Source organism: Bartonella krasnovii (assembly GCF_003606345.3).
Lineage (GTDB): Bacteria > Pseudomonadota > Alphaproteobacteria > Rhizobiales > Rhizobiaceae > Bartonella > Bartonella krasnovii.
The window spans coordinates 305,278-320,357 of record NZ_CP031844.2 but is presented as its reverse complement, the minus strand read 5'-3'; the positions used below and the strand labels follow the sequence as shown (position 1 = coordinate 320,357).

Sequence of the window (15,080 nt, the reverse complement as noted above, 5' to 3'; positions counted from 1 at the left end):
TAAAGTGTGAAACTGCCTGAGTATCTTAACCCTAAACGTTCTTTTCAGGGGCTAATCTTAACTTTGCAAAATTATTGGGCCCACTATGGGTGTGCAATTTTGCAACCTTACGATATGGAAGTTGGCGCTGGAACTTTTCATCCAGCAACAACGCTACGCTCTCTAGGTCCGCAGCCTTGGAAAGTCGCTTATGTCCAACCCTCTCGGCGTCCAACAGATGGCCGATATGGTAAGAATCCAAATCGTTTACAGCACTATTATCAATTCCAAGTGCTTCTCAAACCCTCTCCTCCTAATCTACAAGAACTTTATATAAATTCGCTACAAGCTATCGGACTTGATACAAAACTGCATGATATTCGTTTTGTTGAAGATGACTGGGAAAGCCCAACCCTTGGCGCTTGGGGGCTCGGATGGGAATGCTGGTGCGATGGAATGGAAGTCTCTCAATTTACTTATTTTCAACAAGTTTGCGGCATTGAATGCGCCCCAGTTTCAGGAGAGCTCACATATGGTCTTGAACGTCTAGCGATGTATATCCAAGGGATTGATAACGTCTATGATCTTAACTTTAATGGTTTGGAGAAAGAAAATAAAATAAGTTATAGAGATATCTTTCTACAGGCAGAACAAGAATATTCATATTATAACTTCGAATTTGCTGATACAAAACTGCTCCACCAGCACTTTATCGATGCCGAACGCGAATGCAATGCACTTCTTGATGCGGGAAAACCCAATAAAGAAAATGCATTCCATCGCTGTGTTTTTCCTGCCTATGATCAATGTATTAAAGCGAGCCATATCTTTAATCTTTTACAAGCACGTGGCGTTATCTCTGTAACTGAACGACAAAATTATATTCTTCGTGTTCGTGATCTCGCACGCCGTTGTGGGGAAGCCTTCTTACTCACAGAAGCTGGACAAATATATACTGGAGAAGCCTAATGTCTGATCTTCTTCTTGAACTTTTCAGTGAAGAAATCCCCGCACGTATGCAACGAAAAGCTGCTGCTGATCTTAAAAAAGCTGTTACAGATCAACTTGTTAATGCTGGATTGACCTATAAAGCTGCTCGTGAATATTGGACCCCCCGTCGACTAACATTGGACATACGCGGACTTTCTATACGCTCAAAAGATATCTATGAGGAACGTAGAGGCCCTAGTACAAAGTCACCACAGAACGCAATTGATGGTTTTCTCCGTGCAACAGGGCTCAACGATATTTCTGAAGCGCAGATTGGACATGATGATAAAAAAGGGGAATTTTATATTGCTAAAATTGTAAAAAAAGGACGGGCAGCAGAAGAAATTATTGCCGATATTTTACCAGATATTATCCGCAACTTTCCGTGGCCAAAATCTATGCGTTGGGGAAAAGATTCTACAAAAAGTGGTGCTCTAAAGTGGATTCGGCCTTTACAAAATATTCTTTGCGTCTTCGGACCAGAAATTGGTGAAACGCATGTTATCCCGTTTACAATTGGTTCTCTTGAAAGTAACAATCTCACTTATGGTCATCGTTTTTTAAGTGACGGAAAACCATTCCAAGTGCGCCGCTTTGATGATTATGTGATGCAACTTGAAACCCATAAAGTTATTCTGGATGCCGAAAGACGAAAGAATATTATTTTAGCGGATGCCCAAAATCTTTGCTTTGCAAACGGTTTAGAACTGGTTCAAGATAATCTCCTCCTAGAAGAAGTTACGGGTCTCGTTGAATGGCCTGTTATTCTTATGGGTGATTTTGACAAATCATTTCTTGATATTCCTCCAGAAATTATTCGCTTGACCATTCGAGCCAATCAAAAATGTTTTGTTACCCGTAAACAAGGGGAAAATGTAAAACTTTCTCATCACTTTATTCTCGTTTCTAATATTCTTGCCAATGATGAAGGCAAAGCAATTTCAAAAGGAAATAGTAAGGTTGTCCGTGCCCGTCTTTCGGATGCCCTCTATTTTTGGCAAACAGATCAGCGTGATTTGCCCGATATTCAACACTTGGAATCTTCTGTAAAAAAATTTGATCTTGATATAAAAAAACCTCTTGATCAAAGAATGGCGCGGCTTGATCATTTGAATGTAACTTTTCACGCTAAATTAGGTACGCAAGGTGCAAGAGTAGAACGCATCGCTAAACTCGCCCAAGAAATTGCACCTTTAATACAAACAGATCCTCTCTTAGCAAAACGTGCAGCAATCCTTGCAAAAGCTGATTTGCAAACGGAAATTGTCGGAGAATTTCCTGAACTGCAAGGGATTATGGGGCAAAAATATGCTCTTCTTCAAGGGGAAAATCCTCGCGTAGCTGTCGCAATTGAAGAGCATTATAAACCTCAAGGACCAACAGATCGTCTTCCACAAGAACCACTTGCTATAACCGTTATGCTCGCCGACAAAATTGACATGCTGGTTGGCTTTTGGCTCATTAATGAAAAACCAACAGGCTCGAAAGATCCCTATGCATTAAGACGAGCAGCTCTAGGAATTATTAGACTTGTTCTTTCGCGGGACTGGAAAATCAATCTTATGCCACTGTTTCAGTTGGCAACAAATCTTTTCGTACAACAAAACAATAAATATGAAAGCCCTCAAAAAGAAAATCCACAATTGCAAAATTTTCTTCCAGAAAAAACAGAGTATATTTTATCAGATCTATTATTCTTTTTTCATGATCGTTTAAAAAATCATCTAAAAGAGGAAGGGATTCGCTATGATGCTCTTGAAGCCGTTTTAAACAAAGATTCTGATGACTTTTTATTGGTTGCACGTCATGTCGAGTCTCTTATCGCTTTTATCAATACCCATGATGGAATGCACTTTATAGCCTCTGTAAAACGTACTGCAAATATTATTGAAAATGAATTTCAAAAAAGCATAACAATAGCCAATGAAATTAATCCTGAACTCTTTATTGAGAAAGAAGAAAAGCAGCTCTATCATACAATCTGTGAAGTAGAAAGAAAAGTTCTTGTTCCCATCAATACAACAGATTTATCATTTGCACTCGGTATTCTAGCACCACTTGGAAAATTGATTGATCTATTTTTTGAAAAGGTATTGGTGAACGATAAAAACCCTGATGTTCGTGCAAACCGTCTTGCTCTTCTCAAACGCACTCACACAATTACACAAGCGGTTGCAGACTTCTCAAAGCTTGTCCTTTAAAACTAAAATATCCTATGAACTGACAAAAATAATAAAGATAAATTTTTTTATTAATGAATATTTCAAAACACTATAAAGAACTTCCCCGTGAAATTTGCTCTAACTTTAAAAAGAAGTAGAATTTTTTATCGTTAATGACACATTATAATGATTGATTAAAAAATTGAATAAATCATCAAGAAAAAATTATTGATTTATAATCACTAACTTATCGCTTTTCCATATTCAATGAGGATATAGAATAAAAGTCTTTTACTTTACACTCTCCCATCATGAAGCATAACCGTCTTTATAAGAGGGGTTAACATACAGATAAAAAAGATCCTTAAAAAATGAGAAATGCTTTTTTCATAAAACTGCTAAACATAAAAGCAGTTACTCAATACAAAAATCACCACAATATCTTAACGGATAATATAATAACAGTCTCACTTATCGCTTCATAAACACAAAGACAGTAGCACACCTCATTATAATCTTCATGAATAGAATTAAAAGACAAGTCTTACCTAGAGAGTACGGCCCTCTAAGCTCAATGCATAACCAAGTTAAGACTAAAATTTAATAAACCTTTTTTAAAGTTATAATTTATTGTATTTACGTATATTTTTTTACTGTTAGGAATCCTCGAATAAAAGTTGAAGAATAGGATTTTGCAATATACCTCTATAGAATGCCTCTTTTTTTTACCGAATTTTTCCTATAGTTTTTTAATCTTCCTACATCCCGCTGCAAAAAATTTTCTAAGTTTCTAACAAACATGCCAACAGCTTCACATCTAAATCAATCAGAAGGTTTTATTGTAAAACTCTTTCGGTATGTATAGGCTTCTTTTCTTAACAGTGAAGCACTCCCTTTATCTAAACCATAAAAAGCTCTATGATCTTGTCTTCCATACCAACCGGTACAGATTTCTTGCTAATCTTGACTGAAGATAAAAACGATACAGATATACCTAATTTCTTAAGCTATATCTAAGAGACGTTCTGAGTGATCAAGGCAAAGTTTACGTAAGACTTTACCAAAGGATCTCTAATTCTAAAGAGTCACAATCTTTAAAGATCTCTCTTACAGTATCATAATCATTCAGACTCAAGAAAAATTTTTCTTGAATACCTTTAAGAACTTTTGCCATGCTATCAAAATCATCTTCAATGAAATTCCCAAAACTATAGCATTTCTTCTTTATAAAATAAGGTGGGTCTAAATAAAATAAACTATCGTGCGCATCAAATAGCTCCACAACCCGTTTCCAAGATAAATTTAGGATGACCGTATCTAGAAGCTTTTATCTAACACGTCGCATTCTTGCCAAAAACTTATCAGGATTAAAGACCACCCTCTTTTTTTGCCAAAGTCAAAAGAAATATAATCTTTTTTCCCATACATGACACAACGTTGGAGAAACAAAAAGCGTGCTGCTCTTCTAATTTTATATAACATATTGATTTATAGTGATAATATATCGTTATTCATATTGAATGAGAGTCCTGAATAATGTAAGATTCCCTCATTTCAAATCTGTTCATGTTGCATCAATCAAAATCACCTGCTTGCACGTCAAAAGCAGAGCTTGGCGTGTAGGTAAAAATTGTATAAGAAAGGACTAAAAATGGCTCTTATGAACCGTTTTAATGCAAGGTCTGTCATAACATTGGGGCTGGTAAATATAATGATGGTGCCGTCTTGTTACTTCACAAGCGTAAAGATGGGGGTGCTCAATGGATTTACCGTTATACCCTTCACGGACGCCGTCGCGAAATGGGATTGGGTGCTTTAAGAGATATTTCTTTAAAACAAGCCCGTGAGTTAGCAACTGGGTGGCGTGCTGTTTTACGCAAAGGTCGTGACCCCATTAAAGAACGCAATAAACAAAAACGTGAAGCAATGCGTAATCTTCATTATTTAAAAGATATTGCCCTAAATACTTTTGAAAGTCGTAAAACTGAATTAAAAATGATGGCAAAGATGGAAATGATTTCTATCCTTAAAACTTTATATTCTACCTAAATTAGGCTTTCTGCCCATTTCAGAGATTACACAAACAGAAATACGTAATACTCTTTCTCCTATTTGGCATACAAAGGCTGCAACAGCTAATAGAGCTCTTACTCGTCTCAATATTTGTCTCAAACATGCGACGGCTTTAGGATTGGAGAGAGATTCCGTCTTTTTATAAAACACTTTGCGAAGCATCAACCCTAACACAACGGGCTTTGCGCTTGCTTATCCTTACAGGGGGGCGTACCACCCCCTATACGTATATTTATGAAGATCAAGTTGAGGGAAAAATATGGGCTATTCCTACTGAAAATATGAAAGGAAAGCGTGATGCTACAACAGGATTTCGCGTGCCTCTATCAACAAAAGCATTAGACACTCTAAAATAAGCGCGCTCGCTTTCTCGCAATGATTTCTTTTTTTCTGTAACCGGTCGGGGGAGCTCTTGCGCAGAAATGTATATCTCAATATATAATATAAGACGTAATAACCTTGAAGCATGTCCCCATGGATTTCATTCTAGTTTACGCAATTGGCTCGCTGAAACCATTCTAAGTCATACGGTAGGTGGTAAAGTAGAGCGTGCCTATCATCGGACTGATTATTTAGAACAACGCCGTGTCTATATGGATAAATGGGCAGCTTATGTCACGGGTTAATCTTAAGATATGGAGTATATAACCCCATGATCTGTGGATAACTTTATCTCTCTATTTTTTCATATCGTCTCAACTAGATTCATAAATTATTACATTATATTTCATATGATAACATATTATTTTTTATGAATAAAATACCTTATTCAATGATTCAATAATGTGCTTAATAAATGTGCATGATTTATTCCCATTTTTTTTACTTTTGAAAGGACTTTACTATGACAAAAAACGATATTATTTTAACAGACTGTAAAAGTGCAAAATCCCTCCTGTAATGAAAATAACAAGATTATTAAGTATATCCCCTATATCATATTGCTTCACAGACAAGGGTTAGGTGATTTGTTGAAGAAACATGCCGCACAAGCATGGGAACACATAAAAGAGAGGATTGTAGTTTTCATCGGCAGCAAAACTTAAGGTCGGCATTTACGATTATTTTTATATTTTTTACAAAACGGGCTGTTTAAGCGCTTCTTGACACTGCGCTGTAGGATGACTGCACATGGACGACAAATGGGAAGGTTTTCTTCTTTAAAAGTATAACACCACCCTCCTGCTCTCGAAAGTTCCTCATGTTTATAGTGAAAACCTGATTAAAGCATGAAAGCATAAATTGTTGCTTTTGCATTAATGTTTACCTTTCTATTTTCTGAATCCTCATCATAAGGGGTTGGCATTCCACATTCCAATAATGCTCTTCTTACTTGAGTAAAATCTGCTCCTGGCTTCTCCCACATGTATATGTACCCTGGAGAAGGCTTAAAAAAATTATATCCAGCTATAATAAACAAAACTATCCCATCTAATAATTTAAACAATGTATTCATTTTTTCTTTTTTCTCCATAAATAACCTAAACCTAAATTATCTAAGATCGCATGAAGTGTATAAATTATTATATTATGATGTGTTCCATAATTATGTTTACACACATCACTCGCATCATTAATAACATTTATGGGTGGTATGGCCGAGTAGCGCGCGCCCTTGTTCTATCATTGAAATTGCTGATGAGAATAATACATAGGAGAACCTCAAGGATATCTTATAAGCCGTAGGTGGATTGTGACAAGTTCCTGTACCAATGGGATCATGGTTTTATAAGTAAACATGATCTTTCTTGCCATTGCTTACATAATAGTGTGCATTCGCTATCGATAGAGAGTTATCAGCTAGATAGATATCTGTTTTTTGGATATACTGTAGATGCTACGCTCTTCAAAGTCACGCATCGCATTGCCTCCTCTTAAGCTACCATGGCTATGCGCACTAATAATAGCCTCATCATTACCATAACGATAGAGAAAATCCAGAAAACTTCTTAAACAAATTTGCCCCTTGCTGCCACAGGATAAAGCAGAAATGCTTAACAATGACGTGCACTCTATTCAAGTTAAGAGTGAGACTTACAATGTTGCGACAACTCCAAGGTGATTTATAAAGGGTATTTTTCCACCTCTCTTCTCTAGTCCTCCACACACCACCCCCTTGTGGTGTACAAGCAAGCGAATAAAATTAATTCATTAGATGAATATTAACCTCACATAATTTCCCTTAGTTTAACCAATGTTCAGTGCGTCTCTCACATGTGCTTTTACTTTAAGAATCACTCCCATATCCATAAGGATGAACACAGTAGCGAAACTTCTATCCTTTTCGCCTCAATTGGGATATCCCTACACACAAACAGTTATCCGTTCTTGTAACGGTTTCTTAAATTTATCAACAGTTGACTTCTTTTCACCAATCATCAACATGATGAGTTACCCAAAACACGCTGCCGAATATCCTTACCACGCTTCACTGTTTACTTAGCGCCTCCAAATACTTTTTAAGAGATTAAATTTACCTAGATGTGACATAATTCACTTCTATTTCATTAAACATCTGCTGGATACATTTATCCGAATCCAACAGAAAGCGAGAGTTTACACCTGGTCGTGGCAGAACAAAGGTAAAAAAACAAGGACCTTCAACCGGATTCCCCAAAGACCACACATTTTTTCTCACACCGCCATTGAGATCGATAATGTTATAATTTCTATCAATATTCAAGCCACCAGTATGATAATCTCCATTTACATATTCTGTGAGAAACCCCTTACTAAAGAGGTTTCTGATTAATGGTGAGCGCTCAAGATTGATGTCAAATGGATCTATCCTTGCTTGGATAACAACATCTGCAACCTGAGTCGTCATTTCTTCTGAGAACGTACTAACAATACGGAAAACAGAATTTTTCTCGTCAATTTCTAAAATAGGTGAAGGACCAAGATCTATGCGAAGCAAACCACTATCGATTAAAGCAAGCAACTGCCTGTTCCGCACTAAAGGCGGACCAACAGCTATACGATTCATAATAGGGACAAAGTCGCTTACAAAACGAGCATGCGATTCTGGTGTCAAACCACCCCATTCAACGCAATAGCGCATGGTATCACGCACATCTCTCAAGACATCAGCTGCTGCTTTGACACTGCCAGAAACATTTCCTGCGTAAGCATTTTTGAGATCGTCTTCCAAAAATTCATAGATATAGCGTTTGTAATCAACAGCATTTTTGAATACAACGCCTTGTAAGGGATATAATATTTCGTCAATTTTTCTAAAATCTTCATAGTCAATGCACTCAGTCTTACCCACGGCATGATAGTATGCCCTCAACATTTCCTTTTTCAAGACTGGAAGAACATCTTCAAAAAAATCAAATTTCTTTTTTTTCTGTCGCAGAGATTTGAAGTAATCTAATGTAAAGAATTCAGCTGTATAAGCCTCAGAGGTCCCTTTCTCATTTATGGCTCTAGAAGAAAATGGAAGTCCTTGTCTTGAGAAGAGACTGATGACAGGCTCTCGCCCTGATGGTATATATTCCAAGCGGCCTCTGTTCTCTTTATATCGGCCTCCTCTTCCAACAGTTAGCTCGGCTATAACATCATGCGCTGTTAGTCCCATACCCTGCACCAACACTCGAGCATCAGGGCTAACACTTTCTATCATGGATAAAGGATAAGGAGATCTTATAAATCCTAAGTTGGGATTTTTATGCTTATTTGAAGAAACAAAATCTGTTTTTTGTTGCTCATTTTCTGTGAGTATATTAGTACCATGCCCAGTAGTCATAAATATAAATTCAAATGACTGCTTATAATCCCCATCGACCACAACAATAAATTCACGCTCTGATAATGGCTTAATATCAATCACATGAGATCTGATAATGGACACATCTACATTACGCGGTCTGTTTGCTGTCAATAGATCTACAACGAATTGTAAATAATTCCCTAATTCAGCACGTGATAGATAGTCATTATCGTCTATAGGTGCTCCAACATCTGAGTCTTCAGCCATATGATAGAAGTTAGAACCTATTTTACGGATACCTGTATCTTTAGCCCATTGAGCAAATGAGGGGCCGTTGGTATATGGGCCAGAAACTTTACAAGTTTTATCTAAGAACATAGTCATTTGCGATGCAACTGTATTGACTAATAGATAATCTGCTTGTCTTGGCGAATGAGATCCACAACCATGTTCATTGGGATCAAATATTGTCAGGTTTATATGTACACTACTTATATAACGACGAGCATAGGCATTTATCCTCTCATAAAAACTAATGCCACGAGCCCCAAAACCGATGATAGCACAATTAATGGTTTTTTTTCTGTTTATAGCCATAGTATCTTTCCTGTATAAACCCCACGCATAGAATAAAAAGAAGAAATGATGAAATAGAGAATATTAAGATATAATTCTCCATTATATAGAAAAGCCAAGTAAATATATACGCAGCTATTGCTTGTGATAAGGCGAATGCTGATACCGCTCTGCTCCAGATAATCTGCTGAATTTGTGGATCAGATGAAGACAATTCTCCTATTAAACCAAGATATAAAGGCACAATGCCAGGGGTAGCGGCACCCATAATAAGAGCTGGTAGTAACAACGCGATCTTCAAATCAGGAAACAATAGCAATAGACACGAGGCAAATAATTGCACAAAATTCATCAAAAAGATCACTGAGCGATACGACGTTTTCTTGGCTGCTATGCCCAATATTATGGCTCCTAAAAACGCACCAAAGGCATAAACTAGCCAAATGATAGAAGCAAAATAGGTTGATGGTATTGTGCGAAGCAAAACAAAATTCACAAGAAACAATATATACGGCATAAACGCTGCAGCGTTTATGCCGTATGTTAGATATATGAAATAATCTATTCGCTTAGACTTATACGACTTTTTAATACGCTCAAAATTCGTGTTGGGTATAAACTGATAGGTTATTATAAAAAATATAAGAGTGATTAAAAAAAGCGCTCCCCAATAATAATATACTTTAATACTTGCTATCATGGGTGTAAACAAAGCAGACAATAACAAGCCTAATCCCACTCCTGAGAACATTATACCACCAGAACGAGCACGCTCTTTTGGGTCTATAGCTGATAACAAAGTCGGAGCAGCCACAGCTGTTAAGACCCCCCCCGACAAACCTACAATAAAACGCCATATCATGAACCACAAGCTTCCATATGGATAACAACAGCATAAAAAAGATAACCCACTCATGAAGAAGGCTAATCTCAATGCATATCTTGGAGAAGTGAGGCGTAAAATATAAGGGGATGAAAAAGCACCGATGAAGTAACCTAAAAAGTTTGCAGAACCTACCCAAAAAATATGATTTTCATCAAGCCAACCTTGGTTTATAAGATAAGGTGTTGCAGGCGTATAAGCGAAGCGTGATAAACCTATGCCAACCAAGGATGCCGCAAATCCACTCAATACGTACTTGACCGTTTTATTCATTGTCATATTAGCTTCAGATTCACTTTTTTTAGCCCTGTATATAGTGAGCATACTCGTTTTCTAACTCTGCGATAATTTGTGCTGCCGGAATAAAACGCGCCAAGAAAGCACTTTGCCCTGCCCAAAAAGGACCTATATCAAGATCTTCTCGTAAGAGCATACTTTTTTGCAACTGCTTGAAAGCATCATAACCGTAAGGATACTCTGGAATATCCTTATCCGTAATACTCATCGCCCATTGAACAAATGATGTCATTATTGACCGCGCAGGCCGCCCAGAAATGGCTCGCGTCAAAACGGTTGGTATGGATTTATCAGACTTCAAAAGATTTTTATGACAATGACTCGCACCGCTTTCGCTACAACCTATAAAGGCACTGCCTAATTGTACTCCCTGAGCACCCATGAGCATAACGCTCGCTATATCAGCTCCGGTCATTATACCGCCCGCAGCAATTATAGGAAGTGACAAGTGCTGGGCCAAAAGCCGAGTCAAGACGTGCGTTGATAACTTCTCGTCGAATCGTGAAAGATTAAATTGTCCTCGGTGTCCTCCTGCCTCAAAGCCTTGAGCAATTATTGCATCCAACCCCTTAACTGCAATTTCTTTCCCCTCCTCAAGACAAGTTGCAGTAGCCATAAGTTTGGCACCGGTCTGCCGAAAGATGTCAATGATATCATCATCCGGGACACCAAAATGAAAACTAATAATATCAGGGGATTGTGCAGCGACAGCGATAGCTAAAGCCTTATTATTTTTAATAGAGGCATATATATTCTTAAGAGGAGTATTTAGAACTGTTTCCCCACCTAAAAAACAGTCGTTTAGCTTAGTTCGCCAATGAGAATCTTTTGCTGTATCCACACGCAAAAAAGGATCATGACAGAAAAGATTAATATTAAACGGCCGATCAGTTAGTGCTTTCGTTTTTTGAATTAACAAAACTGCTTCATCCGGCCCCAATCCGCCAATAGCTATCGAACCAACCGCACCAGAATTAGATACGGCAGCCGCCATCTCAGGCGTCGATACACCAGCCATAGGCGCTTGTATTATTAAAGAGCGTATATCTTTAGGTAATGTAGCTAACACAGTAGCCCTCAAAATTGATGGTTTGGAAATTCATCACCTATAATGCTTTTGAGATTATAGATGGGAAGTACGAATAACAACACTGCTTCTTCTTGCTACGCACCGCTTAGCATTAAGTTAGCAACAAGAAAATTAAAGCTTCGTTCATTTTCATATTCAGCGGCGATATATACAAAAAAATGTACGATTGCAACAATCCATTATCCTGATAAATTGTGATATATACAGTTTTTCTATAACCTTAAATATACTTCATTAGGCTTGTTGTGATATATTTTACTTGTTCAGCACAGTAGGTAGAAAACTATGAGCAGTTTTTTTTGATGAAAATATTATAATTTCAAAAAAACATTGCATTTGTCTTGAATGATGTGTGAAACGAAAAGCAAATTCCACTATTCTGTTTTTGATAAACAGCACTCATAAATTCTTTTATAAAGCCCTATAGGGGGTAGCAATTCTCTTCTATTTTGCACTCGCTATTTGTTTAAAATGGATTTAACTAACTTCATTTTTATTCTTTTGAAGAGAATTAATTAGTATAATATATTGCTATTGAGTCTATTCTTTATGCTTTGCCCTTACAATTTTGATAATAAATAAATCACTTTACGCTCTCTCTTAGAATTCTACCGTCAACAAGCAAAACCATCCCGTGAATTGGGAACGCTGTTTGAAAATCTTGTGAAAGTTTATCTATCGGAAAACCCTTTACAAAAGCAGGAATACGAAAAGGTTCAGACTTATTCGGAATGGGCTGAGGAACATGATGAAGATGGGCGTGACATCGGTATTGATTTGGTCGCTACAATCCGTGATGAGGAGGTTATGCGGCTATTCAATGTAAATGCTATGATGCTTCTCACATCATTAAAAAGAAGATATTGATAGCTTTATAGCTGCTTCTGGGAAAAAGATTTTTACGCGTCGTATTTTGGTTGATAGCACTGAAAGCAATTGGAGTAACAATGCGAACAACACTTGTGATGGTCAAGAGGTTCGTATTCAACAGATTAATCTGTTTGATTTAGAAAACAGTCAAATTGATTGGGGGGCTTATAAAGAACGAGGTCAAGCCGTCTTTAAAGAACAACCGAAAAAAAAGCTTTTAGATCATCAGATAGAAGCGCTTGAGAAAGTTTGTGAAGGTTTGCAAGAAGCAGACCGTGGTAAGCTTATTATGGCATGTGAGACGGGAAAAACTTTTACTAGCCTTAAGATAGCAGAAACTCTCGCCGGAAAAGGCAAGCGTGTGTTGTTTCTGATACCCTCCCTTGCTTTGATGTCACAAACAATCCGTGAATGGACCATTGATACAGAAATTCCCTTTCGTTCCTTTGCGGTGTGTTCGAATACACAAGTTGGCAAGCGTCGTAAATGATGAGGCTGCAGTGGACGCCTCTAATCTTATATTACCGGCTACAACGGATTCACAAGAACTTACTCGTAAAGCCAATAAAACCTCTCTTGATGTGATGAGCGTGGTCTTTTCGACCTATCATTCCATTCAAGTGATTTCCGATGCACAAAAGGAATATATTTACCCGAATTTGATCTGATCATTTGTGATGAAGCCCATAGAACGACTGGGGTTGTATTAGGAATAGACAAGCATGAATCTGAATTTGTCAAGTTTCATGATAACATCATTCATCTCAAAACAGAAAAAAGCAAATTCCAAACAGATGTCTTTCTTCCTATTTTACCGCAATTAGCCAAAATGCTTGAAGCTGTTCCTATTAGTGATGAAACATTTATATGTAGTAAAACTAATCAAAAATTTATCAAGGAAAGCTTTGGTAATGCATTTAGAGATGCTTGTAATGCGGCTGGAATTAAAAAGTCAGCACACGATTTGCGAAAATTAACAGCAACACGCGCCGCTAATTCGGGTGCAACAGTATCACAATTGAAAGCACTTTTTGGCTGGACAGAAGATCAAATGGCATCTCTTTACACAAAGAGCGCAGACCGAAAAAGGCTAGCACTAGAAGCAATAAAAAAAGCTTCAAAAAAATTAGGGATAGAAGTAAAAAAATATAATAAAATTATACTCAACTATTCCCTTATTTATATAATAACTCATTGTTTTTATGTTTTTTTATTCAGAAAATCTAGCGTCACCACATAATAGATAAGGAATTTGATATAGAAAAAATTACGCACCTAAAAAAGCAGTTTTTTATCTCTTTTTATCTCTAAAATTGCCATTAATTAAGATACGTTTTCATTTTGCTCAATGATTCCTTGGAAAGAGCTTCTTTAAGGAATTCATTTGCTCTATTAGAATCTAATTCCTTTGCAATAAGAGTACGTGCTGTAGAAATTGCCAAATCGATAGCCGACGAAGAGACCATGCGGATTGCATCCGCTTCTGCCTGAGCAATTTTTTGCTCAGCCAATTTATTGCGGTTTTTTACATATTCTTCCGCTTTTGTACGGGCCTCAGCAATAACGGATTCAACCTCATGCTTTGCCGCTGCAATAATTTCCTGCGCATCTTTTTCTGCTTCCGCATGCTTGCGTTGATATTCAGCTAATATTTCCTGTGCCTCTTCGCGAAGGCGCAGAGCCTCATCCAGCTCATCTTTGATACGCTTCGCGCGTGCATCGAGATGATGTAAAACTTTCTGCGGAATCTCGAAATAAACTAAAAGAGCTAAAAAAAGAACTAATCCAACAAAAGCCCAAAAAGTATCACTCATCTTTGTTCCTCAATAATCCACAGTTTTAACAACTGAACGAACAGCCTCTTTGCTGATATCAACATCAATCAATTTTTTCACAATTTCAAGGGCGACTTCTTCAGCGATAGAACCAACATTTTGCATCGCTTTATCGCGAATTTTTGCTATCTGTTTTTCAGCATCTTCAAGCTTTTTCTCTAAACGCTCTTCAATTTCTTTCCGTTCAAGCTCCGCCTTTTGTTTTAACTCTTCACCAGCAGCTTGTGCTATGGTATGAGCTTTCAAACGCGCTTCTGCTAATTCACGCTCATAAGTCTCAACAACAGTATCTGCCTCCTGCTTCATGCGCATTGCCTGATCTAAATCAGATGCAATTCGATCTCGACGTGTTTCAATAACCCCCCCAATACGCGGTGCAATCACACGAGAGATAAACAGATAAAAAAGTCCGAAAGAAATTGCTAACCAGAAAAAATGCGAACTAAAATGAACAAAATCAAAAGGCGGAAACACACGATTTGCATGCTCTGCCACTTTCTTGATATGTTCTACCGACGTTTCAGTGTTCTGTGCATAAGCGCTGAAAACAAACATCTTCTTTCATCCTTTAAATAGCTTAAACCCTCTCTAACCAATGATAATTGACAAACAA

8 protein-coding genes and 6 pseudogenes are annotated in these 15,080 nt (G+C 37.4%); 5 read left to right on the top strand and 9 right to left on the bottom strand.

Annotated elements, in window-relative coordinates; genetic code table 11:
* Positions 1 to 6: 6 nt before the first annotated feature.
* Positions 7 to 948 (top strand): glycine--tRNA ligase subunit alpha, encoded by a 942-nt coding sequence (locus tag D1092_RS01230; RefSeq protein WP_120121827.1) that lies wholly within the window; start codon positions 7 to 9, stop codon positions 946 to 948.
* Positions 948 to 3,170 carry a glycine--tRNA ligase subunit beta gene (gene glyS, locus D1092_RS01225; protein WP_120121826.1) on the top strand — a complete coding sequence of 741 codons (2,223 nt, stop codon included), beginning with the start codon at positions 948 to 950 and terminating at the stop codon, positions 3,168 to 3,170. The genes D1092_RS01230 and glyS overlap by 1 nt, the downstream gene beginning before the upstream one ends.
* Before the next feature lie 666 nt (positions 3,171 to 3,836).
* On the opposite strand, the pseudogene D1092_RS09755 reads toward glyS, so the two are convergent.
* Both D1092_RS09755 and D1092_RS09750 read right to left on the bottom strand, forming a co-directional pair.
* Positions 3,837 to 4,142: pseudogene (locus D1092_RS09755) on the bottom strand (XRE family transcriptional regulator).
* A gap of 46 nt (positions 4,143 to 4,188) precedes the next feature.
* Positions 4,189 to 4,610: pseudogene (locus tag D1092_RS09750) on the bottom strand (DNA adenine methylase); the annotation flags it as partial.
* Positions 4,611 to 4,782: 172 nt separating this feature from the next.
* On the opposite strand from D1092_RS09750, the pseudogene D1092_RS09600 reads away from it, so the two are divergent.
* A pseudogene (locus D1092_RS09600) lies at positions 4,783 to 5,830 on the top strand (tyrosine-type recombinase/integrase).
* Between the two features lie 416 nt (positions 5,831 to 6,246).
* On the opposite strand, the pseudogene D1092_RS01205 reads toward D1092_RS09600, so the two are convergent.
* From D1092_RS01205 to D1092_RS01185, 5 genes and pseudogenes are all read right to left on the bottom strand, one after another.
* Positions 6,247 to 6,660, bottom strand: a pseudogene (locus D1092_RS01205) (hypothetical protein).
* A 344-nt stretch (positions 6,661 to 7,004) separates the two neighbouring features.
* On the bottom strand, positions 7,005 to 7,205 hold the full coding sequence (locus tag D1092_RS01200; protein WP_120121825.1) for a hypothetical protein: 201 nt from the start codon (positions 7,203 to 7,205) through the stop codon (positions 7,005 to 7,007).
* Positions 7,206 to 7,677: 472 nt separating this feature from the next.
* Positions 7,678 to 9,513: an FAD/NAD(P)-binding protein gene (locus D1092_RS01195; protein ID WP_120121824.1), complete on the bottom strand. Its 1,836-nt coding sequence runs from the start codon at positions 9,511 to 9,513 to the stop codon at positions 7,678 to 7,680.
* Positions 9,485 to 10,648, bottom strand: coding sequence for a YbfB/YjiJ family MFS transporter (locus D1092_RS01190; protein WP_241436281.1), 1,164 nt, complete (start codon positions 10,646 to 10,648; stop codon positions 9,485 to 9,487). The genes D1092_RS01195 and D1092_RS01190 overlap by 29 nt, the downstream gene beginning before the upstream one ends.
* 28 nt (positions 10,649 to 10,676) lie before the next feature.
* Entirely contained in the window at positions 10,677 to 11,741 is a 1,065-nt protein-coding gene (locus D1092_RS01185; protein WP_120121823.1) for an NAD(P)H-dependent flavin oxidoreductase, read from the bottom strand.
* Between the two features lie 603 nt (positions 11,742 to 12,344).
* Between D1092_RS01185 and D1092_RS10015 the strand changes: the two are divergent.
* Positions 12,345 to 13,392: pseudogene (locus D1092_RS10015) on the top strand (restriction endonuclease); the annotation flags it as partial.
* Positions 13,381 to 13,764, top strand: a pseudogene (locus D1092_RS01175) (tyrosine-type recombinase/integrase); the annotation flags it as partial. The pseudogenes D1092_RS10015 and D1092_RS01175, both read left to right, overlap by 12 nt.
* A 187-nt stretch (positions 13,765 to 13,951) precedes the next feature.
* Here the strand turns inward: D1092_RS01175 and D1092_RS01170 are convergent.
* Both D1092_RS01170 and D1092_RS01165 read right to left on the bottom strand, forming a co-directional pair.
* Positions 13,952 to 14,446 (bottom strand): F0F1 ATP synthase subunit B, encoded by a 495-nt coding sequence (locus tag D1092_RS01170; RefSeq protein ID WP_120121822.1) that lies wholly within the window; start codon positions 14,444 to 14,446, stop codon positions 13,952 to 13,954.
* Between the two features lie 9 nt (positions 14,447 to 14,455).
* Positions 14,456 to 15,022: a F0F1 ATP synthase subunit B gene (locus D1092_RS01165; RefSeq protein WP_120121821.1), complete on the bottom strand. Its 567-nt coding sequence runs from the start codon at positions 15,020 to 15,022 to the stop codon at positions 14,456 to 14,458.
* Positions 15,023 to 15,080 lie beyond the last annotated feature (58 nt).

Coding starts and splice junctions, on each gene's coding strand:
- D1092_RS01195 (WP_120121824.1), bottom strand. CDS start 9,513: ATGGCTATAAACAGAAAAAAAACCATTAATTGTGCTATCATCGGTTTT.
- D1092_RS01165 (WP_120121821.1), bottom strand. CDS start 15,022: ATGTTTGTTTTCAGCGCTTATGCACAGAACACTGAAACGTCGGTAGAA.
- D1092_RS01190 (WP_241436281.1), bottom strand. CDS start 10,648: ATGAATAAAACGGTCAAGTACGTATTGAGTGGATTTGCGGCATCCTTG.
- glyS (WP_120121826.1), top strand. CDS start 948: ATGTCTGATCTTCTTCTTGAACTTTTCAGTGAAGAAATCCCCGCACGT.
- D1092_RS01170 (WP_120121822.1), bottom strand. CDS start 14,446: ATGAGTGATACTTTTTGGGCTTTTGTTGGATTAGTTCTTTTTTTAGCT.